Here is a 24658-nt window from a genome sequence, read left to right as displayed (position 1 = left end):
TACATCCGGGCGCGTCGTCGTTACCTTGCCTTTCGGCGCGCCAGCACCGCGTCGCTCAGCACGCTCAGAACCTCCAGCGAGTGGTCCCAGCCGATGCAGGCATCGGTGATGCTGCGACCGTACTCGAGCTGGGCCGGGTCGTCCTTGCCCGCGCTGAACTTCTGCGCACCGGCTTGCAGGTGGCTTTCCACCATCACGCCGAAGATGCAGCGGCTGCCGGCCTTGAGCTGCGCCGCCACGTCGCGCGCCACGTCGACCTGCTTTTCGTGCTGCTTGCTGCTGTTGGCGTGGCTGCAGTCGACCATCAAGGTGCATTCGAGCTTGGCCGCCTCGATCTCCTTGCAGGCCGCGGCCACGTGAGCTGCGTCGTAGTTCGGCGCTTTGCCGCCGCGCAGGATCACATGGCAGTCGGTGTTGCCGCGCGTTTCGACGATGGCGACCTGGCCGTTCTTGTGGATCGACAAGAAGTGGTGCGGGCGTGACGCCGCCTGGATGGCGTCGATGGCGATCTTGATGTTGCCGTCGGTGCCGTTCTTGAAACCGATCGGTGCCGAGAGGCCGGACGCCAACTCGCGGTGCACCTGGCTTTCGGTGGTGCGCGCGCCGATCGCGCCCCAGGCGATCAGGTCGCCCAGGTACTGCGGCGAGATCACGTCGAGAAATTCACTGCCCGCCGGCATGCCCAGGCGGTTGATCTCGAGCAGCAGCTGCCGGCCGATGCGCAGGCCTTCGTCGATGCGGTAGCTCTCGTCGAGATACGGGTCGTTGATCAGCCCTTTCCAGCCGACCGTCGTCCGCGGCTTCTCGAAGTAGACCCGCATCACGATCTCGAGCGTGCCGGCGTACTTCTCGCGCATGGTCTTGAGCTTGCGCGCGTACTCGACCGCGGCCACCGGGTCGTGAATCGAGCACGGCCCCATGATCACGAGCAACCGGTCGTCCTTCTTCTGCATGATGCGGCGGATGGCGGCGCGCGTGTCGCCGATCAGCGTCTCGACCGGCGTGCCGGCGATCGGGAAGAAGCGGATCAGGTGTTCCGGCGGCGGCAGCGGCATCACGTCCTTGATCCGCTGGTCGTCGGTCTGGCTGGTGCGTTCGGTCTGCGCATACCAACCCTCGCTGGGGGTGTTGGACTTGCTGGTCATGGCGGTCGGCTCCTGGGCTGTGTATTTGAAGAATGCGCAGATGAAAAAAAACCGCCGGGGGTGAGCCCGGCGGTTTCTGGAGATTCGTTGCGCTGTCTACTTTGCGTATGCGCTTGCCTCTCCGGCCGCCGAGCGGTGCGAGAACCAGAAGTACGCAAAAAAACAGGCGGGGCGGAAAAGCATGGCCGCAAATGTAGCACGCCGAATCAGGGCGAACAGTTTCACGCCGTGCCACCGACGGTCAAGCGATCGATGCGCAGCGTCGGCTGGCCCACGCCCACCGGCACGCTCTGGCCTTCCTTGCCGCACACGCCCACGCCGGTGTCGAGCTTCATGTCGTTGCCGATCATGCTCACGCGCGTGAGCGCGTCGGGCCCGTTGCCGATGATGGTGGCGCCCTTCACCGGGTACTGGATCTTGCCGTTCTCGACCCAGAAGGCCTCGCTCGCAGAGAACACGAACTTGCCGCTCGTGATGTCGACCTGGCCACCGCCGAAGTTGGTGGCGTACAGGCCGCGTTTCAGGCCGGCGATGATCTCTTCCTTGGTCTTGTCGCCACCCAGCATGTAGGTGTTGGTCATGCGCGGCATCGGCACTGCGGCGTAACTTTCACGCCGGCCATTGCCGGTGGGCGCGACACCCATCAGGCGCGCGTTCATCGAGTCCTGGATGTAGCCTTTCAACACACCGTCTTCGATCAGCACGTTGCGCTGCGAGGCGTTGCCTTCGTCGTCGACGTTGAGCGAGCCGCGCCGGTCGGGGATCGTGCCGTCGTCGAGCACGGTCACGCCCTTGGCCGCCACGCGCTGGCCGATGCGGCCGCTGAACGCGCTGCTGCCCTTGCGGTTGAAGTCACCTTCCAGGCCGTGGCCGATGGCTTCGTGCAGCAACACGCCGGGCCAGCCCGGGCCGAGCACCACGCTCATCTCGCCGGCCTTGGCCGGGCGCGATTCGAGGTTCGTCAGCGCGGCCTTGACGGCGTCGTTCACGTAGCTCTCGATCATCTCGTCGTGGAAGTAGCCGAAGCCGAAGCGCCCGCCACCGCCGCCCGAGCCGACTTCGCGGCGTACTTCGCCGTTCACGGTCTGCTCGGCGATCACGGTCACCGACAAACGCACCAGCGGGCGCACGTCGGCCGCCAGCGTGCCGTCGGCGCGCGCGACCATCACCACGTCGTACTCGCCGGCGAGACCGGCCATCACCTGCTTGACACGCGGGTCCTTCGAGCGCGCGAGCTTTTCCACCTTCTCGAGCAGCGCCACCTTCTGGGTGCTGTCGAGCGTGGCGATCGGATCCATCGGTGCGTAGAGCACGCGGCTGCCGGCGACCTTCGGCTTCGTGCCGACCTTCACCTTGCGGCTCTGGCCGGCGGCGGCGATGGTGCGCACCGTCATGGCGGCGTCGAGCAACGCGGCTTCGGAGATGTCGTCGGAATACGCGAACGCGGTCTTCTCACCCGCCACCGCACGCACACCCACGCCCTGGTCGATGCCGAAGCTGCCACTCTTCACGATGCCTTCTTCCAGGCTCCAGCCTTCGCTGCGCGTGTACTGGAAGTACAGGTCGGCGTCGTCGATGCGGTGCGTGGCGATCGTGGCGAGCGCTTTCGACAGCGTGGCGTCGGTCAGCCCGAAAGGTTCGAGCAACAGGGAGCGCGCAACGGCCAGGCGTTCGATCGTGGGTTCGCGGGAAATCATGGCCGGAGTCCTTTGGAAAGCACGCGGCCATTGTAGGAGTCGGCTTGCGCCCAGACGCGTTCACGCTTCTTTACCCCTGCCCGGTCGTCGGCCCGCTCGTGGCCTTCGTTGAAGACCCGGGAAGCGAAACGCTCCGCCCGACAAACCCACCGAAGGAACCACCACCATGTTGAACCTCAAGGCATCGCTCATCGCCACCACGCTGGCATTCGCAACGATCGGCGCATTCGCCCAGGCTGCCACAGCCCCGGCCACGCCGCGCGTCGACCAGCGCGAAGCCAACCAGCAGGCACGCATCGCCAACGGCGCCGCTTCGGGCGAACTGACCGGCAAGGAGACCGTGCGCCTCGAAAAGGAACAAGCCGCGATCAACAAGGCCGAGACGCATGCCAAGGCCGACGGCAAGGTGACGCGCCATGAGCGCAAGCGCCTGCACCGCATGCAGAACGCCGCCAGCAAGGACATCCACGCGCAGAAGCACGACGCGCAGACGGCGAAGTAAGGCGCCCGGCCCGGCGCACCGTGCCTCAGCGCGCCAGCGCCGCGGCCAGTGCCTCGAACACGATCTTCAACCTCGGTGTGCCGCGCAACTCGCGGTGCGCCGTGATCCACAACGGCAGCGGAGCGAGTGGCACGGTCGGCAGCACCCGCACCAGTTCGGGTGCCAGCGCGGCCACTTGCTTCAGGCCCACGCCAATACCCAGGCCGGCGCGAACGGCCTGCCAGGCCACGATCTGGTTGTCGCAGCGAAACGCGAAGAACTCGCGCTTCACCTTGAACCCCTGCGCGTGAAAGCCGCGCAGCAATTGGTCGGAACGGTCGAAGCCGACCCATTGGTGCTGCAACAGGTCCGTGGCGCTCGGCTTGCCGTGCGCCAGCACGTAGTCGCGGTGGGCATAGAAGCCGAGCGGCTGATCGGCCAGGCGCCGCGCCACCAGCGCAGTCTGCGTCGGGCGCAGCATCCGCAGTGCGATGTCGGCTTCACGCTCCAGCAAGTTCTCGAGCGTGTTGCTCGCCACGAGCTCGATCTGGATCTCGGGGTGCGACTCGCGCAGCCCACGCAGCAGGTCCGGCAACACGAAGGCGCTCACGACTTCGCTTGCGGTGATGCGCACCGTGCCCGCGACACCCTGAGTCTGGCCTGCGGCCACCATCGCCAGTTGCTGCGCGTGTTCGCGCATGCGCTCGGCCGGCGCGCGCAGCGCGGCGCCCTTTTCGGTCAGGCGCAGGCCGCGGGTCGTGCGTTCGAAGAGTGATTGCCCCAGCTGAGCTTCGAGCTGCGCGATCTGCCGGCTCAGCGTCGGCTGGCTGCTGCCGAGCACGCTGGCTGCCCGGCTGAGCGAGCCGCTGTTCGCCACTTCGAGGAAAGAGCGCAACAAGGCCCAATCGGGTTCTGTCACCGGAGCCCGGTTCTTGATATTCATGGATGGATACCGGCTATTCAGTCATGCGCATTGTGCGGTTCCGGCAGAGCTCGAACAATGGCGCCATCGACAACCCCACTGGAGACCCCATGCCGTCCACCGTACTGATCCTCGGAGCCGCCGGCCGCATCGGCCAGGTCATGGCACTGGCCTTCGCCAACGCCGGCTGGCAGGTGCGCGCACAGGCCCGCAAGGCGCTGCCCCCCTCGCTGCAAGGCCATGCGCGGGTGCAAGTCGTGAGCTGCGACGCCACCGACCTGGCCGCACTCACTGCCGCGGCCCAGGGCGCGAGCGTGCTCGTGAACGCCCTGAACCCGCCCTACACCGAATGGGAACGGCTTGCCCTGCCGCTCGCCGACGCGGCGCTGGTGGTGGCGCGCGCGAGTGGCGCACTGCTGATGCTGCCGGGCAATGTCTACAACTTCGGCCGCGAGATGCCGGCGTTGCTGACGCCCACGACGCCAGAGGTCGGCAACACACCCAAAGCGCGCATCCGGATCGAGATGGAGCGGCGGCTCGCGGCGGCGGCCGGAGATGGTGTCGACAGCGTCGTGATCCGTGCCGGAGACTTCTTCGGCGGCCCGGGCCGTGGCACCTGGTTCGACATGGGCCTGCTGACGAAGATCGGCCAGGGGCGGTTTGTCTACCCCGGCCAGGACGACGTGGCCCATGCGTGGGCCTACCTGCCCGACCTGGCCCAGGCTTTCGTGCGCGTGGCCGAGCGGCGCGAGCAGCTGCGCGGCCACCACCGCCTTCACTTCGCCGGGCACACGCTCACCGGGCAAACGATGCGCGCGGGCCTCGAACAAGTCGTCGGCAGGCCGCTGCGCCCGGCCGGCCTGCCCTGGGGCCTCATCCGGCTGGCCTCGCCCTTTGTTCCCATGTGGCGCGAGTTGCTCGTCATGCGCTACCTCTGGCAACGGCCTCACGCGCTCGACGACGCGGCATTGCTCGCGCTCATTGGCAGCGTGCCGCAAACGCCGCTGCCGCTCGCTTTGCGCAGCGCCTTGCTCGAGCTGGGCATGCCGGTCGGCACAAACGGCGCGCCGGTACCTGCCTGAGCCCGGCAGACCCTACGCCGTGTCGCCGGCGTTGTTTTTCAGGGCCAGCGCGCGTTCGTAGAGTGCATTGCGTGGTGCGCCTGTGAGCTCGGTGGCGATGGCCACCGCCTGCTTGAGCGGCAGCGCAGCGAGCAAGGTGCGCAGCGTCTTGTCGAACGCCGGGGCGTCGGAAGCATCCACTTCGGTCGGGCATGCATGCAGCACGAGCACGAACTCACCGCGGCTGCGGTACGCATCAGCCGCCAGCCAGGCCGGCCATTCCGAAGCCGGCAGCGTGGTCACGCTCTCGAACTGCTTGGTCAACTCGCGGCACACCGTCAGGCGCCGCGTGCCGCAGGCTTCGGCGAGCGCTGCGGCTAGCGACTCGATGCGGTGCGGCGCTTCGAACAGCACCTGGGCGTGGGGACTCGCGGCGAGCTGTTGAATCGCGCGGCCACGCTCGGCGGCCCTTGCCGGCAGGAAGCCGACGAAAGTGAACGGGCCCGCGACCACATCACCCGCCACGCTCAGCGCTGCGACAGCGCTGCTCGCTCCGGGGATCGGCACACACCGGTAGCCAGCGGCCTGCGCTGCCGCCACGAGCACGGCGCCAGGGTCGCTGACGGCCGGCGTGCCGGCGTCGCTCACGTAGGCCACCCGCTCGCCGCGTGCCAGGCGCGCCAGCACCCCCGAGGCGGCATCGCGCTCGTTGTGTTGGTGCACCGCCAAAAAGGCCTTGCCCTCGATGCCGAGCTGGCGCAGCAATGGCGCGCTGTGGCGCGTGTCTTCGCAGGCGATGGCATCGACCAGCCCGAGCACATGGATGGCCCGCAGCGTCATGTCGGCCAGGTTGCCGATGGGCGTGGCCAACACGTACAGTGCGCCCGCAGGGTAGGTCTGCGCGCCGGCGGCGCTGGCGGCGGCCTGTTGCATCAACGAAGCGTGGGGTGTGGTCACGGGTATGGCAGATGCGAAGCGAGCCACGACCAAGAGCGTGGGCGATGCCGGCGAAGCGCGCGCCCTGGCTCATCTGGAGCGCCAGGGCCTCACGCTCGTGCAGCGCAATTATCGGGTCGCCGCCGGGCCGAGCGCGCGCGGTGGCGAAGTCGATCTGATCCTGCGCGATCGTGACGGCACGCTCGTGTTCGTGGAAGTGCGGGCGCGGCGCAGCGCGGCCTTCGGTGGCGCGGCGGCGAGCGTCACCACCAGCAAACAGCGGCGCCTGGTGTTCGCGGCGCAGCACTTTCTGCGGCGCTACACCACGCTGCCGCCGTGCCGCTTCGATGTGGTCGCGATCGAAGGAGAAAGCGTGCAATGGCTGCGTGGGGCCTTCGATACGTCCTGATTCAAGTGCAAAGAAGCGTGCACTGACTGTGGAACCTCGGTGGTGCATCGGTGTCATATGATCCGAGCCCATGCTTGAACAACGCATTCAACAGCAGTTCTTCGACAGCGCCGACCTCAAGTACGCCGCCGCCGAAGTACTCTCCAAACCCATCGCAGACGCCGTGAGCGCCATCGTCGGTTGCATCACCAGTGGCGGCAAGGTGCTGGCGTGCGGCAACGGAGGTTCGGCTGCCGACGCACAGCATTTCGCTGCCGAGTTCGTCGGCCGCTTCGAACGCGAGCGCCCGGGCCTGGCGGCCGTGGCGCTCACGACCGACACCTCGATCCTCACCGCCGTCGGCAACGACTACAGCTTCGAGCAGATCTACTCGAAGCAGGTGCAGGCGCTCGGCGCGCCGGGTGACGTGCTGCTGGCGATCACCACCAGCGGCAACTCCGGCAACGTGGTCGCGGCCGTGGAAGCCGCCCATGCCAAAGACATGACCGTGATCGCGCTCACCGGCCACAAGGGCGGCAAGATGCGCGAGCTTCTGAGCGAGACCGACGTGCACATCTGTGTGCCACACGACCGAACCGCACGCATTCAAGAAGTGCATCTTCTCGTGTTGCACTGCCTGTGCGATGCGGTCGATCTGCAACTCTTGGGCGAACAGGAAAACACATGACCTCTCTGAACCGAAGCACCGCCACATTGCTGCTGGCCCTGGCCGCCGGCACCACGCTCAGCGCCTGTGCGCCGCTGCTGATCGGCGGCGCGATCTGGGGTGGCACGCTGGTCGTCTCTGACCGCCGCACCTCGGGCGCGCAGATCGACGACCAGGCGATCGAGCTGAAATCGGTGCGCCGCATCGCCGACGTGATCGGCGACCGCGGCCACGTCAACGTCACGAGCTACAACCGGCTCGTGCTGCTGAGCGGCGAGGTGCCGACCGAGGCCGACAAGGCGTCGGTCGAGCAGGCGGTGGCACGCATCGACAACGTGCGCGCGATCGTCAACGAGCTGACACTGGCCGCGCCGAGTTCGCTGTCGGCACGCTCGAACGACACGCTGATGACGAGCAAGGTCAAGGCCAGCATGGTCGATGCCAAAGACATCCAGGCCAACGCCTACAAGGTGGTCACCGAACGCAGCGTGGTCTACCTGATGGGCCGTGTGACCGAGCGTGAAGCGAACCGCGCCGCTGACATTGCACGCGGCGTGAGCGGCGTGCAGAAGGTCGTGAAGGTGTTCGACGTGGTCAGTGAAGGTGAACTCGCCGACACGCAGCCGAGGACGCTCGCCAAGCCCTGACCTGCCCCGGGGGTCGCGCGCTCAGCGCAGGCGCTTCACCAGGCTCGAGGTGTCGAGCCGATTGCCACCGCTCGCCTGCACGTCGGCGTAGAACTGATCGACCAGCGCCGTCACCGGCAAGCGCGCACCATTGCGCTTCGCTTCGTCGAGCACGAGGCCCAGGTCCTTGCGCATCCAGTCGACCGCGAAGCCGAAGTCGAAGCGGTCTTCGAGCATCGTCGGACCACGGTGGTCCATCTGCCAGCTCTGCGCCGCGCCCTTGCCGATCACGCCGAGCACGGCGTTCATGTCGAGCCCGGCCTTCTCGCCGAAGGCGATGGCTTCGGCCAGGCCCTGAACCAGCCCGGCGATCGCGATCTGGTTGACCATCTTCGCGAGCTGGCCGGCGCCGCTGGCGCCGAGCAGCGTCACCGCCTTGGCAAAGGCCATCGCGACCGGCTGGGCCGTGTCGAACGCGGCCTTCTCGCCACCGCACATCACCGTGAGTGTGCCGTTGACGGCGCCGAGGTTGCCGCCCGAGACCGGCGCGTCGATGAAGTGCAGGCCGCGCGCTTGCGCCGCCACACTGAGTTCGCGCGCCACCTCGGCGGAGGCGGTGGTGTGGTCGACGAACACCGCACCGGGTTTCATGCCGGCAAAAGCGCCGTCGTCGTCGAGGACGACCGAACGCAGGTCGTCGTCGTTGCCGACACACGCGAACACGATGTCGGCACCGGCCGCGGCCAGCTTCGGCGTGGTGGCAAACGTGTGGCCGTATTCCGCCACCCAGGCTTGTGACTTGGCTGCGGTGCGGTTGTAGACGGTGACGCTGTGCCCGGCACGCGCGAGGTGGCCGGCCATCGGGTACCCCATCACGCCCAGCCCGAGAAAGGCGACGCGGCGCGCGGCGGTGGGTTCGTAGGTTCTGGTGTTCATTTGAGTTTCAAGAAAAAGACAACGGCCTCGTCAGAGGCCGTTTTGAATCAGCGAAGCGCTCGTCCGCAGTTATACGATGGTCAGGTGCTCCGTGCCGGCAGCCAGATCGGTGCTGCGCGCGCGTGAACTGTGCAGCTTGATCTGCAAGCGCAAGTCGTTGACCGAGTCGGCATTGCGCAGAGCGTCTTCGAAAGTGACGGCCTGGCTTTCGTACAGGTCGAACAAAGACTGGTCGAAGGTCTGCATGCCGAGCTCGCGCGAGCGTTTCATGATCTCCTTGATCTCGGCCACTTCGCCCTTGAAGATCAGGTCGGAAATGAGCGGCGTGTTCAGCATGATCTCGACCGAGGCCACGCGCCCGCGCCCTTCCTGGCGCGGCAGCAGGCGCTGCGAGACCAGCGCCTTCAGGTTCAAAGACAAATCCATCAGCAGCTGCGCGCGCCGCTCTTCGGGGAAGAAGTTGATGATGCGGTCGAGCGCCTGGTTGGCGCTGTTGGCGTGCAGCGTGGCCATGCACAGGTGGCCGGTCTCGGCGAAGGCCACCGCGTGCTCCATGGTCTCGCGGTCGCGGATCTCGCCCATCAGGATCACGTCGGGCGCCTGGCGCAGCGTGTTCTTCAGCGCCTGCTCCCAGCCGTCGGTGTCGATGCCCACTTCACGCTGCGTGATGATGCAGTTCTTGTGCGGGTGCACGAACTCCACCGGGTCTTCGATCGTGATGATGTGGCCGAAGGAGTTTTCGTTGCGGTAGTCGACCATCGCCGCCATCGAGGTGCTCTTGCCCGAGCCGGTCGCGCCCACCAGGATCACGAGGCCGCGCTTGGCCAGCGCCACGTCTTTCAGCACCTGCGGCAGGTTCATCGTGTCGATGGTCGGCAGCGTCTGAGGGATCGTCCGCAAGACCATGCCGATGTGGCTTTGCTGCACGAAGGCATTGCAGCGGAAGCGCCCGATGCCCTGCGGCGCGATCGCGAAGTTGCATTCCTTGGTGCGCTCGAACTCCGCCGCCTGCTTGTCGTTCATCACCGAGCGCGCCAGCGCCAGCGTGTGCTGGCCAGTCAGCGGCTGCGGCGAGACCTTGGTGACTTTGCCGTCGACCTTGATCGCCGGCGGAAAGTCGGCCGTGAGAAACAGGTCGGAGCCATTGCGCGACACCATCAGCCGCAGCAAGTCGTTGACGAATTTGGATGCCTGATCGCGTTCCATGTCTTGGTCCTTCGGGTTCCGGGCTTACCCAGGGAAGTTTTCCGGGAACTTGGCCTTGGCACGCGCCTCGGCCGGCGAAACCACGTTGCGGCGCACCAGGTCAGAGAGGTTCTGGTCCAGCGTCTGCATGCCGAGCGCATTGCCGGTCTGGATCGAAGAGTACATCTGCGCGATCTTGGCTTCGCGGATCAAATTGCGGATGGCCGCGGTGCCGAGCATGATCTCGTGCGCCGCCACGCGGCCCGAGCCGTCTTTCGTCTTGCACAGCGTCTGCGAGATCACGCCGATCAGCGACTCGGAGAGCATCGCGCGCACCATTTCTTTTTCAGCCGCGGGGAACACGTCGACGATCCGGTCGACGGTCTTGGCCGCGCTCGAGGTGTGCAGCGTGCCGAACACCAAATGGCCGGTTTCAGCGGCGGTCAGCGCCAGACGGATCGTTTCCAGGTCGCGCATTTCGCCGACCAGAATCGCGTCCGGGTCTTCACGCAGCGCCGAGCGCAGCGCGTTGCTGAAGCTCAGCGTGTGCGGGCCGACCTCGCGCTGGTTGATCAGGCACTTCTTCGACTCGTGCACGAACTCGATCGGGTCTTCGACCGTGAGCACGTGGCCGAATTCGTTTTCGTTCAGGTGGTTGACCATCGCCGCCAGCGTGGTCGACTTGCCCGAGCCGGTCGGGCCGGTCACGAGCACCATGCCGCGCGGTTTGAGCGCCAGCTCGGCGAAGATCTTCGGCGTGTTGAGCTGCTCGAGCGTCAGGATCTTCGACGGAATCGTCCGGAACACGGCGCCGGCGCCGCGGTTCTGGTTGAAGGCGTTGACGCGAAAGCGCGCCAGGCCCTGGATCTCGAACGAGAAGTCGCACTCCAGCGTTTCTTCGTAGTTCTTGCGCTGCGAGTCGTTCATGATGTCGTACACCATGCTGTGGACCTGCTTGTGGTCGAGCGGGTCCACGTTGATGCGGCGCACATCGCCGTGCACGCGGATCATCGGCGGCAGGCCCGACGACAGGTGCAGGTCAGAAGCCTTGTTCTTGACCGAAAACGCCAGCAGTTGAGTGATGTCCATGGGTGCGGAAGTCGGGTGATTCGGGCCGCGCACGAGAGCGCAGTGGCGCTGCGAGATACTCTCGAAGCATTATGGCGATGATCGCAGACAAGCTTCAACAAGTGCGCGCTCGCATCGCGCAGGCCTGCGCGTCGGCGAGCCGCCCCGTGGAAAGCGTCACGTTGCTCGTGGTAACCAAAACCTACGGCCCCGCGGCGGTGCGCGAAGCCTTCGAGGCCGGTGAACGGCGCTTCGGCGAGAACTACGTGCAGGAAGGCGTCGACAAGATCGCGGCGCTCGCCGACGTGCGCCAGCGCATCGAATGGCACCTGGTCGGCCCGCTGCAATCGAACAAGACACGCGTCGTCGCCGAGCAGTTCGACTGGGTGCATTCGGTCGACCGGCTGAAGATCGCGCAGCGCCTGAGCGAGCAGCGGCCGGCGCACCTGCCGCCGCTGCAGGTCTGCCTGCAGGTCAACATCAGCGGCGAGGCGAGCAAGAGCGGGCTGATGCCGGGCGAGGTGGCCGAAACGGCCCACGCCATCGCGGTGTTGCCGCGCCTGCGGCTGCGTGGGCTGATGGCCATTCCCGAGCCTGCCGGCAGTTTCGACGAGCAACGTGTGCCGCATCGCGCGCTGTGCGCGTTGATGCGCGGCCTGCAGGCCGAGGGCCTGGCGCTCGACACTTTGTCGATGGGCATGAGCGCCGACCTCGAAGCCGCGGTCGCCGAAGGTGCCACGCTCGTGCGCGTGGGCACGGCGATCTTCGGCCAGCGCGGCAGCGGCCCGGCACCGGGCTGAGTGCGGGCAGGTCTCAGCCGCGCGGCAGCACCAGCGTCATGAAGCGGCTGTTCGGGTCGTCGACGTACTTGCCGAACGGCCCGGTTTCTACGAAGCCGGCGCTGGCATACAGCTGCCGCGCCGGCTCGAAGGCAGCTATCGACCCCGTTTCGAGGCTCAGCCGTTCGTAGCCCCGCGAATTCGCCGTTTCGATGATGTGCATGAGCAGCGCCCTGCCCGCGCCGGTGCGGCGCTGCGTTTCGGGCGTGCGCATCGACTTCACCTCGCCATGCGTGCGGCTCAGTTCCATCAGGGCGCCGCACCCCAGCAGCACCGGCCCTTCCCAGGCCGTCCAGAAGGTGATCTCGGGCCGGCGCAACGCGGCGAGGTCGAGCGCGTGCACGCTGCCCGGCGGCGACAGCGCATGCATGCTGCGCAGGTGCTCGCTCAGCAGCGCGTGGATCTCCGGGCGCGTGAGGTCGTCGATCTCGATCTTCATTTCTTGAGGCGTGGTGATTCGACCGCGATCACGACCGCGTAGCGCGCGGGGCTGCGGGTCGGGTTGCGAAATTCGATCGGCCCGTCGATGTGCAACGCGAGGCAGTCGCCGGCGTCGAGGCGGTGCGTGCTGCCGCCTTGGGTCAGTTGCATGCTGCCTTCGAGCACCCACACCTGTTCGTCGAGGGCGGCGCCCGGGCTCGCGCCTTCGAGCACCACCCGCTTGCCGGGTGGGAACTCGACCTCGACGATGCGCACCTGCGAAGGGTGGTCGGGCGGCGACACATTGCGGCGCAGGTAGCCCGACGCCGGGTCGCGCCACTCGGGCTGCTCGGCGCGGCGCACCAGCGGGCCGGGGGCGGCGCGTGGCGCATCGAACAGCGAGGCGAGCGGCACGCCCAGGCCGGAAGCGAGCTTTTCGAGCACGACGGCGGTGGCGCTGGTTTCGCCACGCTCGATCAGCGAGATCGTCGAGCGGCTGACGCCACTGCGTGCTGCGAGCGCTTCGAGCGACAGGGCGCCCCGGGCACGCAAGGCGGCCACGCGGTGGGCGATGCGCAGGTTGATGTCCTCGGTCGTGGCGTCGTCTGCTTCCTTCATGATGGACACATCATCCAACATATTGGAAGCGCTCGTCAAGCGCAAATTCAGATCGCCAGCAGCGTCGTGTTCTTCACCTCCTCCATCACCGCGTAAGTGCGCGTCTCGCGCACGCCGGGCAACCCCCAGATCACCGAGCCGACGAAGCCGCGGTAAGCCTGCATGTCGGCCACGCGGGTCTTGATCAGGTAGTCGAACCCGCCGGCGACAAGATGGCATTCGAGGATCTCGGGCCGCACCTGCACCGCCGCCTTGAAAATGTTCATCGCGTCGTGCGTGGTGCGGTCGAGCACGACCTCAATGAACACCAGCAACCCGGCGCCGAGCTTGTCGGGGTTGAGTTTGGCTTCGTAGCCGAGGATGAAGCCGTCGCGCGTGAGCCGCTTCACACGCTCGAGCACGGCGGTGGGCGACAAGTGCACTTCTTCGGCGAGCTTCAGGTTCGAGATGCGCCCGTCGCTTTGCAACACGCGCAGGATGCGGGCGTCGGTCTTGTCGAGCGGCTGGGTGACGGGGTCGGCAAGCATGATGGATAACTCTCTAGTGATCGCCACAAACTTAGCGATTAACTCTGGCGAGATGAACATAACCTAGCCATTAGTTCTACACAAGAGGTTCACGATGTTCAGCGCACCACCCGTTTCCGCCCGCCTGCCCTACCCGTACCGCCCTGAATTCGACGTGTTGAACTCGCTGATGCAGGGTCTCGCCACCTCGGCCGACTGGCCCGCGGCCGTGCGCAGCGCGCGGCCCTGGGTGCAGGCGGTGCGCGACAACCCGGCGCCGTTCTGGGCCATGGAGTCGTTGTTGCGCGAGTACCCGATCTCGAGCGCCGAAGGCCTGGCGCTGATGCGCCTGGCCGAAGCGCTGCTGCGCGTGCCCGACGCCGAAACCGCCATCGCGCTCACGGCCGACCAGCTCGGCAAGGCCGACTTCGACACCGCTTCCGGTGGGCCGCACAAGATGCTCGCCAACCTGTCGGCCAGCGCCATCGCGCTGTCGAAGAGGTTCCTGCCCGAGAACGACGCCGAGAGCGGCGTGTTGAAGCGACTGGGCGCGCAAACGGTCGTGGCCGCCACGGTGCGCGCGATCCAGCTGCTCGGCCGCCAGTTCGTGCTCGGCCGCTCGATCAAGGAAGCGATGGGCGAAGCGGCCTCTGCACGCAAGTCGCTCAGCGGTCTGCGCTTCAGCTACGACATGCTCGGCGAAGGCGCGCGCACCGAAGCCGATGCGCAGCGTTACTTGGCTTCGTACCTGAACGCCATCCACGCCATCGCCAAAGGCTCGTCGGGCCAAGGCCCTGAGGCCGCCGACGGCATCTCGATCAAGCTCAGCGCGCTGTTCTCGCGCTATGAAGACACGCAGCGCGAGCGGGTGTTCGCCGAACTGCTGCCGCGCGTCTGGCAACTCATCGAGCCGGCCGCGCGCGCCGACATCAACCTGACCATCGACGCCGAAGAGAGCGACCGCCTCGAGCTCTCGCTCGATGTGCTGGACGCGATCGGCGCTCGCATCGCGAGCGAGTTCCCGCAGTGGCGCGGGTTCGGCCTGGCCGTGCAGGCCTACCAGACACGCGCGCTGCAGGTCGTTGAAGAAGTCGCCCGCATCGCGCGCGCCCACGGCCTGCGTTTCATGGTGCGGCTGGTGAAAGGCGCCTACTGGGACGGCGAGATCAAGCGCGCGCAAGAGCAGGGCCTCGCCGGCTACCCGGTGTTCACGCACAAGCACCACACCGACATCTCGTACCTCGCCTGCGCGCGTGCGCTGATCGCCAACCAAGACGTGATCTACCCGCAGTTCGCCACCCACAACGCCGGCACCATCGCCGCGATCATCGGCATGGCCAATGCCCAGGGCGCGAAGTACGAGATGCAGCGCCTGCACGGCATGGGCGAAGGTGTGTACCGCGAGGTGATGCGCGACAGCGCGATTCCGGTGCGTGTGTATGCGCCGGTCGGCGAGCACCGCGACCTGCTCGCCTACCTGGTGCGGCGGCTGCTCGAGAACGGCGCGAACTCGTCGTTCGTGCACCAGCTCTCCGACGAGGCGGTCGACGTGGACGCGCTGCTCGCTTCGCCGCTCGTGCCGGCCGAAGCCGTGGGCATCGAGCCCCCGGTCGCGCTCTACGGCTGGAACCCCGCCACGCAGCGGGGCCGCGCCAATTCCACCGGCGTCGACCTGGCCTGCCTCGCCGAGCGCGCGCCGCTCGACCGCGCGCTGGCCGCCACCCTGCTCGTTCCGGTTCGCGAAGCCACACCACCCGAGGTGAGCGCCACGATGGCGCGCCTGCACACCGGCTTCAACGCGTGGAACATCACGCCGCTCGCGCAGCGCGCCGCCGTCTTGCGCCGCGCCGCCAGCGCGCTCGACGCCCGCCTGCCCGAGTTCTGCGGCCAGCTCGTGAAAGAAGCCCATAAGACGCTCGGCGACTGCGTGGCCGAGGTGCGCGAAGCGGTCGACTTCTGCCGCTACTACGCCGACCAGGCCGAAGCGCGCCTCGCCACACAAACACTGCCCGGCCCGACGGGCGAAAGCAACGAGCTGCACCTGCACGGCCGCGGCGTGTTCGTCTGCATCAGCCCGTGGAACTTCCCGCTCGCGATCTTTGCGGGGCAGGTCGTGGCCGCCCTCGTCGCCGGCAACGCGGTCGCCGCGAAGCCGGCGGAACAGACACCGGCCGTCGCGCAGCGTTTCGTCGAGCTGCTGTTCGCCGCCGGCGTGCCGAACGACGCGCTCGCGCTGCTGCACGGCCCGGGCGAAACCGTCGGCGCCGCGCTCATCGCCGACCCGCGCACGGCGGGCGTGTGTTTCACCGGCTCCACCGCGGTCGCCAAGATCATCAACCGCACGCTCGCCGCGAAAGACGGCGCGATGGTGCCGCTGATCGCCGAGACCGGCGGCATCAACGCGATGATCGTCGACAGCACCGCGCTGCCCGAGCAGGTGGTCGACGCGGTGGTGCAAAGCGCCTTCCGCTCGGCCGGCCAGCGCTGCTCGGCGCTGCGCCTGCTGTGTGTGCACGAAGGCGTGGCCGACGGCGTGATCGAGATGATCCGCGGCGCGTTGAAAGAGCTGAACGTGGGCGACCCGGCGCTGCTCGCCACCGACGTCGGCCCGGTGATCGATGCCGAAGCGTTCGACGGCATCAACGCACACATCACCCGCCTGCGCTCGCAGGCCACACTGATCGGCGAAGCGCCTGTGGCATCAACCTTCCCGCGCCTGATTGCCCCGATCGCGTTCGAGCTGAAGAACATCGGCGACGTGAAGCAGGAAATCTTCGGCCCGGTCCTGCACGTGGTGCGCTGGGGTGGCGACGTCGACTCGGTCATCGCACAGATCAACGCGCTCGGCTACGGCCTGACGCTCGGCATCCAGACCCGCATCGACTCGCGCGCGCTGCGCCTCGCTGCGGCAGCGCGCATCGGCAACGTCTACGTCAACCGCAACATGATCGGCGCCGTGGTCGGCGTGCAGCCTTTCGGCGGCGAAGGCCTTTCGGGCACCGGCCCCAAGGCTGGCGGGCCTCACTACCTGTACCGCTTCTGCGCCGAGCAGACGGTGACGATCAACACGGCGGCCGCCGGCGGCAACGCGGCCTTGCTGGCCGGGTTGCACTGATCGATCAGCGCGCTTCGTACACTCGCGCCATGGACAACATCGTTTTCATCGGCGGCGGCAACATGGCCAGCGCCATCGTCGGCGGGCTGGTGCGCAGCGGCCGGGCAGCCACGTCGATCATCGTCGTCGACCCCGGCGAAGCGCAGCGCGCAAAGCTGGCCGCCGAGTTCGGCGTGCGCACGCTGGCCGCTGCCGACGCCACGCTCGTAGGCGCCGCGCTGGTCGTCTGGGCCGTGAAGCCGCAACTCTTCGGCGCCGCGGCCGCGCCCTGCGCGCCTTTCTTCGGCCAGGCGCTGCACCTGAGCGTGATGGCCGGCATCCGCAGCGTGGGCATTGCCAACGCCACGGGCGCAACGCGCATCGTGCGCAGCATGCCGAACACGCCCGCGCTGATCGGCGAAGGCATCGCCGGCCTGTACGCGAGCGCAGCGGTCACCGCCGCCGACCGTGCCGAGGTGGAGGCCGTGCTGGCGCCGACCGGCCAGACCGTGTGGGTCGACCGCGAAGAAGACCTCGACGCCGTGACCGCGCTGTCGGGTTCGGGCCCTGCCTATGTGTTCTATTTTGTCGAAGCGATGGTGCAGGCCGCGCGCGAGATGGGCCTGAGCGAAGCGCAGGGCAAGCAGCTCGCACTCGCCACCTTCGCCGGCGCCACCTCGCTGGCCCAGGCGTCGAGCGAGCCGCCCGAGGTGCTGCGCGAGCGGGTCACCTCGAAAGGCGGCACGACCTACGCGGCCCTGATGTCGCTTGAAGCCAGCGGCGTGAAGCCGGCGATCGTGCAGGCGCTTCTCGCGGCCCGGCAGCGCGCCCGCGAACTCGGCGACGAGTTCGGCTCGTAAAAGCGCGCCTGCGCCTGCGGCCGATGCCGCGCGCGTGTCACGTCATGCAAACCCTGCATGGCGCCGCGGCAGCTTTTGCGGCGCCGTGCGCCTACAGTCTCGCCCCATGCGGGCCGCGCGCCACGAGCGGGTCGAGCCAGAGCATGACACTCAAACCAGAGACAACCTCATGAGCTACCTTTCCTACGTCAGCCAGAAGGGCGACACCGCCTGGGACACCTACATCTCGCAGGTCGACCGCGTGTTGCCCTACCTCGGCAACCTCGCGCGCTGGTCGGAAACGCTGAAGCGCCCGAAGCGCGCCCTGATCGTCGACGTGCCGATCGAACTCGACAACGGCGACGTGGCGCACTTCGAGGGTTACCGCGTGCAGCACAACCTCTCGCGCGGCCCCGGCAAGGGCGGTGTGCGCTACCACCCCGAAGTGACGCTCGAAGAAGTGATGGCACTGAGCGCGTGGATGACGGTGAAGTGCGCGGCGGTGAACCTGCCCTACGGCGGCGCCAAGGGTGGCATCCGCGTCGATCCGAAGCTGCTCTCGCTGAAAGAGCTCGAGCGCATGACGCGCCGCTACACCAGCGAGATCGGCATCATCATCGGCCCGCAGCGTGACATCCCTGCGCCCGACGTGAACACCAACGGCCAGATCATGGCCTGGATGATGGACACGTATTCGATGAACACCGGCACCACCGCCACCGGCGTCGTCACCGGCAAGCCGCTGCACCTGGGCGGCTCGCTCGGGCGTGTGAAGGCCACCGGCCGCGGCGTGTTCGTGACGGGCCGTGAAGCCGCCCGGCGCATCGGCCTCGACCTGAACGGCGCGCGCATCGCGGTGCAGGGCATGGGCAACGTGGGCGGCTCGGCCGCCGAGCTGTTCGTGCAGGCCGGCGCCAAGCTCGTGGCAGTGCAAGACCACACCGGCACGCTCGTCAACAAGAACGGTTTCGACATCGCCGACACGATGGAGGTGCTCAAGCGCGACGGCGGCATCGGCCACTACAAGAACGCCGAACGCATCGACAACGAGAGCTTCTGGGACGTGGACTGCGACATCCTGATCCCCGCGGCTCTCGAATCTCAGATCACCGCAGCACGCGCCAACCGCATCAAGGCCAGGCTGGTGCTCGAAGGTGCGAACGGCCCGACGCTGCCCGACGCCGACGACGCGCTCACCAGCCGCGGCGTGCTCGTCGTGCCCGACGTGATCTGCAATGCCGGTGGCGTGACGGTGAGCTACTTCGAGTGGGTGCAGGACTTTTCCAGCTTCTTCTGGAGCGAAGACGAGATCAACCTGCGGCTCGACAAGATCATGGTCGACGCGCTGAAGAAGATCTGGGACACGGCCGACCGCCACAAGATCAGCCTGCGCACCGCCACCTTCGCGGTGGCCTGCGAGCGCATCCTGATCGCACGCGAAGAGCGCGGCCTCTACCCGTGACCGCCAGGCGGCGCCGGGCTACTGCGGCCCGAGCGCCTTCAGCCGGCCTAGCTTGGCGGCGTAGAGGTCGTGGTCCTTGCGCGTGGTGCTCACTTCCATCGCCTTCGTCAGGTGTTCGGTCGCGCGCGCCGCGTCGTGCAGCTCGAGGTAGGTGATCGCGAGCCAGAACTGGAACTCGTGGTGGTAGGGCGCACGGTCCACTTCCTTGGTGAACAAACCCTTGGCCGCCTCGAAGCGGCGCTCGCGCAACGCCGTCATGCCGGCGTTGAAGTAGCTGAACGGCGGGTGCGGGTCGAGCCGCTCGAGCTGGCGCACCAGCGCGTCGGCTTCGGCCTGGCGGCCGAGGTCACGCAGCACCAGCGCGCGGTTCGACATCGCCTTGGTGTTGTCGGGCTCGCGTTGCACCACCCGCTGCAGCACCTCTTCGGCCAGCTCGGGGCGCTGCCGGTTTCGGTAGATCACACCGAGGGTGATGTAGGCGCTCAGCAGCTCCGGGTCTTTGGCGATCGCCTCGCGCGCCCACCAGTAGGCGTCGTCGGTCTGGCCCTGCGTCAGCGCTTCGACGGACCGGTTGTTCAGGAACATCGCGATCAAAGTGTGCTCCTGGATCACGCGCGTGCGCTGCCGGCTGACATTGCTCGGCGCCAGGAAGTCGATCGTCAGCTGCCCGGTGTCCATGATGCCGATGCCGTTCTGCGGCGGCTTGTCAGACAGCGTCAGGTTGACGTGGCCGACCGAGACGACGATGTCACCGGAGCGGTCCCACGCGTCGTCGCCCAGCACCGACTGGTAGCGGACCGACAGGCCCAGCTCGCGCGCGAAGGCCGAAGTCATCAGCACCAGCGCCAGGCAGTTGCCCGAGCGGGCGTCGAAGGCCTGAGCCGCGGTGCGGGTGACGGCGGCGTCGTATTCGATCAGCAACTCGTCCTTGCGGTAAAGCGCGTCGATCAGTTGCTGCTTGCGGTCGAGAAAACGCGGGCCCGAGAGGATCCTCTCGGCCAGGTACTGGCGCATCGCCGGGCTGACCGCCATGGCCTCGGCGGGGCGGATCGGTGCCGACGGCGCGGCGAACAACTCGTCGTGGAAGAGCCCGGCGGCGGGCGGCATCGGCGGTGCGCTGGCACAAGCGGCGAGCATGAGAGACAGCAAGAGGACGGCGGCAGATTTCATCGGGCGCTCCCACAAGGCAGCCGCCGGTTGCCGGCGGCTGCCTGATCCTAGCCCTGAACCCCGAAGGCCAGCAACACGCCGGCAAACACCACGAAGCCGACCCAGTGGTTGAGCCGGAAGGCGCGGAAACAACCGTCGCGCGAGCGGTCGCGAATGAGCGTGTAATGCCATCCGGCGATGCCGGCCGCAACCGTCAGCCCGGCAAAAAAGGGCCAGCGCAAACCGAGCCCTGCGCCGAGCACGGCCCAGGTGGTCAGAAAGGCCGCGTAGAACAGCATCACCGCGGCCACGTCGAGGCGGCCGAGCGTGATGGCCGAGGTCTGGATGCCGATCTTCAGGTCGTCGTCGCGGTCGACCATCGCGTACTCGGTGTCGTAGGCCAGCACCCAGAACAGGTTGCCGAGCAGGAGCCACCAGGCCAGCGCCGGCACCTCGCCACGCACGGCCGCAAAGGCCATCGGTATGCCGAAGCTGAACGCCACGCCGAGCACCGCCTGCGGCATCGAGAAAAACCGCTTGGTGAACGGGTAGACGATGCTGATCGCCAATGCGGCGAAGCTCCACACGACGGTGGCGGTGTTGGTCGTGAGCACGAGCGCGAACGCCAGCAGCGCCAGCACCGCGCCGAGCGCCAGCGCTTCTTTCGTGCTGACCGCACCGCTCGTCACCGGGCGGTTCGCGGTGCGCTTCACGTGCTTGTCGAAGTCGCGGTCGGCGACGTCGTTGACGGCGCAGCCGGCGCTGCGCATCAGAAAGGTGCCGAGCGTGAAGACGATCAACAAGTGCCAGCCTGGGAACCCACCGGCCGCGAGCCACAAGGCCGACAGCGTGGGCCACAGCAGCAGGTAACTGCCCGCTGGCCGGTTCCAGCGGATCAGGTCGAGGTAGAGCGACAGGCGGTGCGGGGCGGGCGCGTCGGACGGCATGCCGCGATTGTCGCGGCTTCGTCGTACGCCGATTCGGGCCGTGCCGCGTTAAGGTCGCACCCACCCACGCACAGGAGACCGTCATGTCCATCGACCGCCGCAAGATCATCGGCCTGTTCGCCGCCACAGCGGCCACCACGCTGGCCGGCTGCGGCGGCGGAGGCAGCGACGGTTCGGGCCTGCAGCGGGTGTGGGTGATGAACGTGAACCCGGAGTTCCCGTCGGCCGACATCTCGGTCGGCTCAAGTTTCATCGGCACCGGCGTGCCCTTCCCCGGCTTGACGAGCCCGGTCGACTTCGACAGCGGCTACTACACGGTGCGCGTGCGGCGCTCGGGCGGCGGGGCCTTCTTCGACTTCGACAACGTGCTCATCGACGCCCGCTCGTCGCTGCCGAGCCTGTTCGTGTATTACCGCCACTTTGCCTCGGCCCGCCTGGTGCCGGCGCCACGCGGCATCGAGAACTACTTCGACTCCACGGTGAACCTCGACTACGACCTGTTCGACGGTGACGGCACCGGCTCCAGCTTCGTTCAGTCGCAGATCCTGCCGTTCGAGGGCGGCGGGCCCCAGGCCTCGAACAGCCGCACCTGCCGGCTGCGGCTCTACGCCGAAGGCAGCAGCACGCTGATCTACGACTCGGGTGTGCAGAACCGGACCGATTCGATCCTGATCCACCCGCGCTTCCCGGCCTCGTCGACACGCAGCGGCGAGGTGGCCGTCACGGCCCTGAACTACGGCTTCGTGAATGCCAGCGCGGTGATCTGGCCGAACCTGCTCGACTCGGGCCTCAGCCTTCCAGCTGTTTCTGGAACACCAGACCCGCGTGTTCGCGGAGTGCGTGGAACCTGATCTTCGGCCAGTTGGCTTCGATCGCGCGCAGCTCGGGCGCGTATTCCACCAGCACCGTCGGCGCGTCGACCGCATCGAAGGCCACGCGGTGCGCGTTGCCGTCGATGAACCGCTGAAGTTCTTTCGCGCCGCCGTCTTCGGGCGCGCAGGTGACCCAGCGCGCCACCTGGTAGCGGCTCGAGGTGATGCGCGCCTTCACGCCGTATTCGTGTTCGAGCCGGTGCGCCACCACCTCGAACTGCAGCTGGCCCACGGCACCCAGCAACAGCAGTGAACTTGCGACCGGGCGAAACACCTGGATCGCGCCTTCTTCGCCGAGCTGCGTGAGCCCGGCCTTGAGCTGCTTGGTGCGCAGCGGGTCGGCCACCTCGACGGTGCGGAACATCTCTGGCGCAAAAAACGGCAGGCCCGTGTACTGGAGCGACTCGCCCTCGGTGAGCGTGTCGCCGAGCTGCAGCACGCCGTGGTTCGGGATGCCGATGATGTCGCCGGCATAGGCTTCGTCGAGCAGCTCGCGGCGCTGGCTCAGAAAGCTGACCACGGTGTTCGGCCGCATCTCCTTGCCCGAGCGCGCCACCTTGATGCGCATGCCGCGGTTGAAGTGGCCGCTCGCCACACGCACGAACGCGATGCGGTCGCGGTGCGCCGGGTCCATGTTGGCCTGGATCTTGAACACCACGCCGGTGAGCTTGGGCTCGTCGGGCTGCACCACCCGCTGGATCGCGGCGCGCGGGCCGGGCGCCGGCGCCAGGTCGACCAGCGCGTCGAGCACTTCCTGCACGCCGAAGTTGTTGACCGCCGAGCCGAAGAACATCGGCGTCTGGTGGCCGCTCAGGAAAGCCTGGCGGTCAAAGGCCGGCGCGGCGTCCTGCAGCAGTTCGATCTCTTCTTTCGACTGCGCGTACTGCATGCCGAAGCGCTCGGGGTAGACCGGGTTGTCCAGGCCGTCGAGAAACTCCGCTCCACCTTCTTCACCGCCGAACACCCGCATGCGCTTCTCGCGCAGGTCCATCACGCCGTGGAAAGCCTTGCCCATGCCGACCGGCCAGGTGAAAGGCACCACTTCCATGCCGAGCTCGCGCTCGATCTCGTCCATCAGCGCCATCGGCTCCTGCACCTCGCGGTCCATCTTGTTCACGAAGGTGAGGATGGGCGTGTTGCGGGCGCGGCAGACCTGCAGCAGCCGGCGTGTCTGCGGCTCCACGCCGTTGGCAGCGTCGATCACCATCAGCGCCGCGTCCACGGCCGTCAGCACGCGGTAGGTGTCTTCCGAGAAGTCCTGGTGGCCCGGCGTGTCGAGCAGGTTGATGACGCAGTCGCGGTATTCCATCTGCATCACGCTCGAGGCGACCGAGATGCCGCGCTGCTTCTCGATTTCCATCCAGTCGCTGGTGGCGTGGCGCGTGGCCTTGCGTGCCTTCACCGAACCCGCGATCTGGATCGCGCCAGAAAACAGCAGCAGCTTTTCCGTCAGCGTGGTCTTGCCGGCGTCGGGGTGGGAAATGATGGCGAAGGTGCGGCGGCGGCGCACTTGCGCGGCCAGGGCCGTGGGGGTCGGGTCAGACATGCATGTGCGGCCGCACGGGGCGGGCCGCCTCGAAGAGACAACCCTCGATTATCGCGGGCTTGGCGTGATGAACGGCCGCACCACGGCGAGCAGGCGCTCGACGTAAGCCTCTTTTTCGCCGACCGGTGCGGCGTAGTGCAACGCCTGCTTCGCGGCGGCCTCGCCGGCGCCGCGCAGCATGAGCCACGCCGCCAGATATTGCGAAGCGAGGCAACCGCCCGCCGTGGCGATCGGCCCACGGGCGTGGAACGGCGCCTCTTCGACACGCACCCCGGCTTCGACGAGCCAGGGCCGGGTGGTCAGGTCGGTGCAGGCGGGCATGTCGGCCAGCAGCCCGAGCCGCGCCATCAGCAAGGCACCCGAACACTGCGCGCCGATCATCTGGCGCAGCGGGTCGAGCTGCAGTCGGTCGAGGAGGGCGCCGGCCTTGCCGTGGTCTTCGGCAATCGCGCGGGTGTAGATGCCGCTGCCGAAGAGCACCACGTCGGCCTCGTTGGCGAACTCGAGCGGCTGTTGCGCCTGCACGGTCACGCCGTTCATCGACGTGACGTGCTGGCTCGGGCTCGTGATCTGCGCTTTCCAGCCTTGCGCGCTCAGCCGGTTCAGCAGCCCGAGCGCGATGAACGAGTCGAGCTCGTTGAACCCGTCGAAGGTGAGGATCGCGATGCGCACGAACGGGGCGCGATCAGGTTTCCAGCAGCGACCTCAGCATCCACGCCGTCTGTTCGTGCACCGTGAGGCGCTGCGTCAGCAAGTCGGCGGTGGGCTCGTCGCCGGCCTTGTCGGCCAGCGGGAAGATGCTGCGGGCGGTGCGCGCCACGGCCTCGTGGCCGGCGACCAGGATCGCCACCATCTCGAGCGCTTTCGGCGGCACCGCCGGCGCGTCCTTGATCGAGCTCAGCTTGCCGAACTGCGCGTACGAGCCCGGCGCCGGATGGCCGAGCGAACGAATGCGTTCGGCCACCGGGTCGACCGCGTTCCACAGCTCGGTGTACTGCGCCATGAACATCAGGTGCAGCGTGTTGAACATCGGCCCGGTCACGTTCCAGTGGAAGTTGTGGGTCGTGAGGTAGAGCGTGTAGGTGTCGGCCAGCAGCTTGGCCAGGCCACCGGCGATCGCCGCGCGGTCTTTTTCGCTGATGCCGATGTTGATGCTCATGCCGGCGGGGGCTTTGCTCTTGGCCATGCTCGAATGCTCCGGGTTGAAAGGGGTTGAAGTCACTTTAACAACAAAGCACGGCGCGCCGCCGTGGC

Annotated in this window: 25 protein-coding genes; 10 read left to right on the top strand and 15 right to left on the bottom strand. The window is 67.5% G+C overall.

Going from position 1 to position 24658, the window contains the following annotated elements; genetic code table 11:
• Positions 1-20 precede the first annotated feature (20 nt).
• Together AC30PD_RS18785 and tldD are read right to left on the bottom strand one after the other, a co-directional pair.
• Entirely contained in the window at positions 21-1145 is a 1125-nt protein-coding gene (locus AC30PD_RS18785; RefSeq protein ID WP_489537204.1) for a 3-deoxy-7-phosphoheptulonate synthase, read from the bottom strand.
• Positions 1146-1366: 221 nt separating this feature from the next.
• Positions 1367-2842: a metalloprotease TldD gene (tldD, locus tag AC30PD_RS18780; RefSeq protein ID WP_489537203.1), complete on the bottom strand. Its 1476-nt coding sequence runs from the start codon at positions 2840-2842 to the stop codon at positions 1367-1369.
• Positions 2843-3008: 166 nt separating this feature from the next.
• Between tldD and AC30PD_RS18775 the strand changes: the two genes are divergently transcribed.
• Entirely contained in the window at positions 3009-3344 is a 336-nt protein-coding gene (locus AC30PD_RS18775; protein ID WP_489537202.1) for a hypothetical protein, read from the top strand.
• Positions 3345-3369: 25 nt separating this feature from the next.
• Here the strand turns inward: AC30PD_RS18775 and AC30PD_RS18770 are convergent, their stop codons facing one another.
• Complete coding sequence (locus AC30PD_RS18770; protein ID WP_489537201.1) at positions 3370-4266, bottom strand: LysR family transcriptional regulator; 897 nt, start codon at positions 4264-4266, stop codon at positions 3370-3372.
• An 89-nt stretch (positions 4267-4355) separates the two neighbouring features.
• Here AC30PD_RS18770 and AC30PD_RS18765 point away from each other — a divergent pair, with 89 nt between their 5' ends.
• On the top strand, positions 4356-5327 hold the full coding sequence (locus AC30PD_RS18765; protein WP_489537200.1) for an NmrA family NAD(P)-binding protein: 972 nt from the start codon (positions 4356-4358) through the stop codon (positions 5325-5327).
• A gap of 12 nt (positions 5328-5339) precedes the next feature.
• Here the strand turns inward: AC30PD_RS18765 and rsmI are convergent, their stop codons facing one another.
• On the bottom strand, positions 5340-6239 hold the full coding sequence (rsmI, locus tag AC30PD_RS18760; RefSeq protein ID WP_489537554.1) for a 16S rRNA (cytidine(1402)-2'-O)-methyltransferase: 900 nt from the start codon (positions 6237-6239) through the stop codon (positions 5340-5342).
• A 28-nt stretch (positions 6240-6267) separates the two neighbouring features.
• Here rsmI and AC30PD_RS18755 point away from each other — a divergent pair, with 28 nt between their 5' ends.
• The 3 genes from AC30PD_RS18755 to AC30PD_RS18745 all read left to right on the top strand — a co-directional run bounded on the left by AC30PD_RS18755 (position 6268) and on the right by AC30PD_RS18745 (position 7944).
• The gene (locus tag AC30PD_RS18755) at positions 6268-6651 is read left to right on the top strand and encodes a YraN family protein (RefSeq protein ID WP_489537199.1); all 384 of its coding nucleotides are present in this window, start codon (positions 6268-6270) and stop codon (positions 6649-6651) included.
• A gap of 70 nt (positions 6652-6721) precedes the next feature.
• Entirely contained in the window at positions 6722-7318 is a 597-nt protein-coding gene (locus tag AC30PD_RS18750; protein ID WP_489537198.1) for a phosphoheptose isomerase, read from the top strand.
• A complete protein-coding gene (locus AC30PD_RS18745; protein WP_489537197.1) occupies positions 7315-7944 on the top strand; it encodes a BON domain-containing protein in 630 nt (209 codons plus the stop codon). Before AC30PD_RS18750 ends, AC30PD_RS18745 begins: the two co-directional genes overlap by 4 nt.
• Positions 7945-7965: 21 nt before the next feature.
• Here the strand turns inward: AC30PD_RS18745 and AC30PD_RS18740 are convergent, their stop codons facing one another.
• The 3 genes from AC30PD_RS18740 to AC30PD_RS18730 form a co-directional block, all read right to left on the bottom strand.
• Positions 7966-8859 carry an NAD(P)-dependent oxidoreductase gene (locus tag AC30PD_RS18740; protein WP_489537196.1) on the bottom strand — a complete coding sequence of 298 codons (894 nt, stop codon included), beginning with the start codon at positions 8857-8859 and terminating at the stop codon, positions 7966-7968.
• A 69-nt stretch (positions 8860-8928) separates the two neighbouring features.
• Positions 8929-10065: a PilT/PilU family type 4a pilus ATPase gene (locus AC30PD_RS18735; RefSeq protein ID WP_489537195.1), complete on the bottom strand. Its 1137-nt coding sequence runs from the start codon at positions 10063-10065 to the stop codon at positions 8929-8931.
• A gap of 24 nt (positions 10066-10089) precedes the next feature.
• A complete protein-coding gene (locus tag AC30PD_RS18730) occupies positions 10090-11133 on the bottom strand; it encodes a type IV pilus twitching motility protein PilT (protein ID WP_489537194.1) in 1044 nt (347 codons plus the stop codon).
• A gap of 71 nt (positions 11134-11204) precedes the next feature.
• Between AC30PD_RS18730 and AC30PD_RS18725 the strand changes: the two genes are divergently transcribed.
• Positions 11205-11912 carry a YggS family pyridoxal phosphate-dependent enzyme gene (locus AC30PD_RS18725; RefSeq protein ID WP_489537193.1) on the top strand — a complete coding sequence of 236 codons (708 nt, stop codon included), beginning with the start codon at positions 11205-11207 and terminating at the stop codon, positions 11910-11912.
• A 13-nt stretch (positions 11913-11925) separates the two neighbouring features.
• On the opposite strand, the gene AC30PD_RS18720 is transcribed toward AC30PD_RS18725, so the two are convergent.
• From AC30PD_RS18720 to AC30PD_RS18710, 3 genes are read right to left on the bottom strand one after another with little or no spacing between them, the layout of a single operon-like run.
• Complete coding sequence (locus tag AC30PD_RS18720) at positions 11926-12390, bottom strand: GNAT family N-acetyltransferase (protein ID WP_489537192.1); 465 nt, start codon at positions 12388-12390, stop codon at positions 11926-11928.
• Positions 12387-12989, bottom strand: coding sequence for a helix-turn-helix domain-containing protein (locus tag AC30PD_RS18715; protein WP_489537191.1), 603 nt, complete (start codon positions 12987-12989; stop codon positions 12387-12389). Before AC30PD_RS18715 ends, AC30PD_RS18720 begins: the two co-directional genes overlap by 4 nt.
• Before the next feature lie 47 nt (positions 12990-13036).
• A complete protein-coding gene (locus tag AC30PD_RS18710) occupies positions 13037-13516 on the bottom strand; it encodes an Lrp/AsnC ligand binding domain-containing protein (RefSeq protein WP_489537190.1) in 480 nt (159 codons plus the stop codon).
• 94 nt (positions 13517-13610) lie between these two features.
• Between AC30PD_RS18710 and AC30PD_RS18705 the strand changes: the two genes are divergently transcribed.
• The 3 genes from AC30PD_RS18705 (at position 13611) to AC30PD_RS18695 (ending at position 18890) form a co-directional block, all read left to right on the top strand.
• Positions 13611-16610, top strand: a complete 3000-nt coding sequence (locus AC30PD_RS18705; RefSeq protein WP_489537189.1) for an L-glutamate gamma-semialdehyde dehydrogenase — start codon at positions 13611-13613, stop codon at positions 16608-16610.
• Between the two features lie 29 nt (positions 16611-16639).
• A complete protein-coding gene (proC, locus tag AC30PD_RS18700; protein ID WP_489537188.1) occupies positions 16640-17449 on the top strand; it encodes a pyrroline-5-carboxylate reductase in 810 nt (269 codons plus the stop codon).
• 169 nt (positions 17450-17618) lie between these two features.
• Entirely contained in the window at positions 17619-18890 is a 1272-nt protein-coding gene (locus tag AC30PD_RS18695; RefSeq protein WP_489537187.1) for a Glu/Leu/Phe/Val family dehydrogenase, read from the top strand.
• Between the two features lie 18 nt (positions 18891-18908).
• On the opposite strand, the gene AC30PD_RS18690 is transcribed toward AC30PD_RS18695, so the two are convergent.
• A complete protein-coding gene (locus AC30PD_RS18690; RefSeq protein WP_489537186.1) occupies positions 18909-20060 on the bottom strand; it encodes a tetratricopeptide repeat protein in 1152 nt (383 codons plus the stop codon).
• 47 nt (positions 20061-20107) lie between these two features.
• Positions 20108-20986: a 4-hydroxybenzoate octaprenyltransferase gene (gene ubiA / locus AC30PD_RS18685; RefSeq protein WP_489537185.1), complete on the bottom strand. Its 879-nt coding sequence runs from the start codon at positions 20984-20986 to the stop codon at positions 20108-20110.
• A gap of 83 nt (positions 20987-21069) precedes the next feature.
• Between ubiA and AC30PD_RS18680 the strand changes: the two genes are divergently transcribed.
• Positions 21070-21837, top strand: coding sequence for a hypothetical protein (locus AC30PD_RS18680; protein WP_489537184.1), 768 nt, complete (start codon positions 21070-21072; stop codon positions 21835-21837).
• On the opposite strand, the gene AC30PD_RS18675 is transcribed toward AC30PD_RS18680, so the two are convergent.
• The 3 genes from AC30PD_RS18675 to AC30PD_RS18665 are packed head-to-tail and all read right to left on the bottom strand — an operon-like array spanning position 21776 to position 24590.
• Complete coding sequence (locus AC30PD_RS18675) at positions 21776-23404, bottom strand: peptide chain release factor 3 (protein ID WP_489537183.1); 1629 nt, start codon at positions 23402-23404, stop codon at positions 21776-21778. The two genes, AC30PD_RS18680 and AC30PD_RS18675, sit on opposite strands and share 62 nt — an antisense overlap.
• A 48-nt stretch (positions 23405-23452) precedes the next feature.
• Positions 23453-24076, bottom strand: coding sequence for a DJ-1/PfpI family protein (locus AC30PD_RS18670; RefSeq protein ID WP_489537182.1), 624 nt, complete (start codon positions 24074-24076; stop codon positions 23453-23455).
• Between the two features lie 13 nt (positions 24077-24089).
• Complete coding sequence (locus tag AC30PD_RS18665) at positions 24090-24590, bottom strand: Dps family protein (protein WP_489537181.1); 501 nt, start codon at positions 24588-24590, stop codon at positions 24090-24092.
• Positions 24591-24658 lie beyond the last annotated feature (68 nt).

The organism is Rhizobacter sp. (assembly GCF_032229685.1).
GTDB lineage: Bacteria > Pseudomonadota > Gammaproteobacteria > Burkholderiales > Burkholderiaceae_C > LMDS01.
This window is presented reverse-complemented; position numbering and strand designations above follow the sequence as displayed.

Coding starts and splice junctions, on each gene's coding strand:
- AC30PD_RS18730 (WP_489537194.1), bottom strand. CDS start 11,133: ATGGACATCACTCAACTGCTGGCGTTTTCGGTCAAGAACAAGGCTTCT.
- ubiA (WP_489537185.1), bottom strand. CDS start 20,986: ATGCCGTCCGACGCGCCCGCCCCGCACCGCCTGTCGCTCTACCTCGAC.
- AC30PD_RS18735 (WP_489537195.1), bottom strand. CDS start 10,065: ATGGAACGCGATCAGGCATCCAAATTCGTCAACGACTTGCTGCGGCTG.
- AC30PD_RS18715 (WP_489537191.1), bottom strand. CDS start 12,989: ATGAAGGAAGCAGACGACGCCACGACCGAGGACATCAACCTGCGCATC.
- AC30PD_RS18720 (WP_489537192.1), bottom strand. CDS start 12,390: ATGAAGATCGAGATCGACGACCTCACGCGCCCGGAGATCCACGCGCTG.
- AC30PD_RS18750 (WP_489537198.1), top strand. CDS start 6,722: ATGCTTGAACAACGCATTCAACAGCAGTTCTTCGACAGCGCCGACCTC.
- proC (WP_489537188.1), top strand. CDS start 16,640: ATGGACAACATCGTTTTCATCGGCGGCGGCAACATGGCCAGCGCCATC.
- rsmI (WP_489537554.1), bottom strand. CDS start 6,239: ATGCAACAGGCCGCCGCCAGCGCCGCCGGCGCGCAGACCTACCCTGCG.
- AC30PD_RS18745 (WP_489537197.1), top strand. CDS start 7,315: ATGACCTCTCTGAACCGAAGCACCGCCACATTGCTGCTGGCCCTGGCC.
- AC30PD_RS18710 (WP_489537190.1), bottom strand. CDS start 13,516: ATGCTTGCCGACCCCGTCACCCAGCCGCTCGACAAGACCGACGCCCGC.
- AC30PD_RS18775 (WP_489537202.1), top strand. CDS start 3,009: ATGTTGAACCTCAAGGCATCGCTCATCGCCACCACGCTGGCATTCGCA.
- AC30PD_RS18725 (WP_489537193.1), top strand. CDS start 11,205: ATGGCGATGATCGCAGACAAGCTTCAACAAGTGCGCGCTCGCATCGCG.
- AC30PD_RS18785 (WP_489537204.1), bottom strand. CDS start 1,145: ATGACCAGCAAGTCCAACACCCCCAGCGAGGGTTGGTATGCGCAGACC.
- AC30PD_RS18770 (WP_489537201.1), bottom strand. CDS start 4,266: ATGAATATCAAGAACCGGGCTCCGGTGACAGAACCCGATTGGGCCTTG.
- AC30PD_RS18740 (WP_489537196.1), bottom strand. CDS start 8,859: ATGAACACCAGAACCTACGAACCCACCGCCGCGCGCCGCGTCGCCTTT.
- AC30PD_RS18675 (WP_489537183.1), bottom strand. CDS start 23,404: ATGTCTGACCCGACCCCCACGGCCCTGGCCGCGCAAGTGCGCCGCCGC.
- tldD (WP_489537203.1), bottom strand. CDS start 2,842: ATGATTTCCCGCGAACCCACGATCGAACGCCTGGCCGTTGCGCGCTCC.
- AC30PD_RS18665 (WP_489537181.1), bottom strand. CDS start 24,590: ATGGCCAAGAGCAAAGCCCCCGCCGGCATGAGCATCAACATCGGCATC.
- AC30PD_RS18755 (WP_489537199.1), top strand. CDS start 6,268: ATGGCAGATGCGAAGCGAGCCACGACCAAGAGCGTGGGCGATGCCGGC.
- AC30PD_RS18765 (WP_489537200.1), top strand. CDS start 4,356: ATGCCGTCCACCGTACTGATCCTCGGAGCCGCCGGCCGCATCGGCCAG.
- AC30PD_RS18690 (WP_489537186.1), bottom strand. CDS start 20,060: ATGAAATCTGCCGCCGTCCTCTTGCTGTCTCTCATGCTCGCCGCTTGT.
- AC30PD_RS18695 (WP_489537187.1), top strand. CDS start 17,619: ATGAGCTACCTTTCCTACGTCAGCCAGAAGGGCGACACCGCCTGGGAC.
- AC30PD_RS18705 (WP_489537189.1), top strand. CDS start 13,611: ATGTTCAGCGCACCACCCGTTTCCGCCCGCCTGCCCTACCCGTACCGC.
- AC30PD_RS18680 (WP_489537184.1), top strand. CDS start 21,070: ATGTCCATCGACCGCCGCAAGATCATCGGCCTGTTCGCCGCCACAGCG.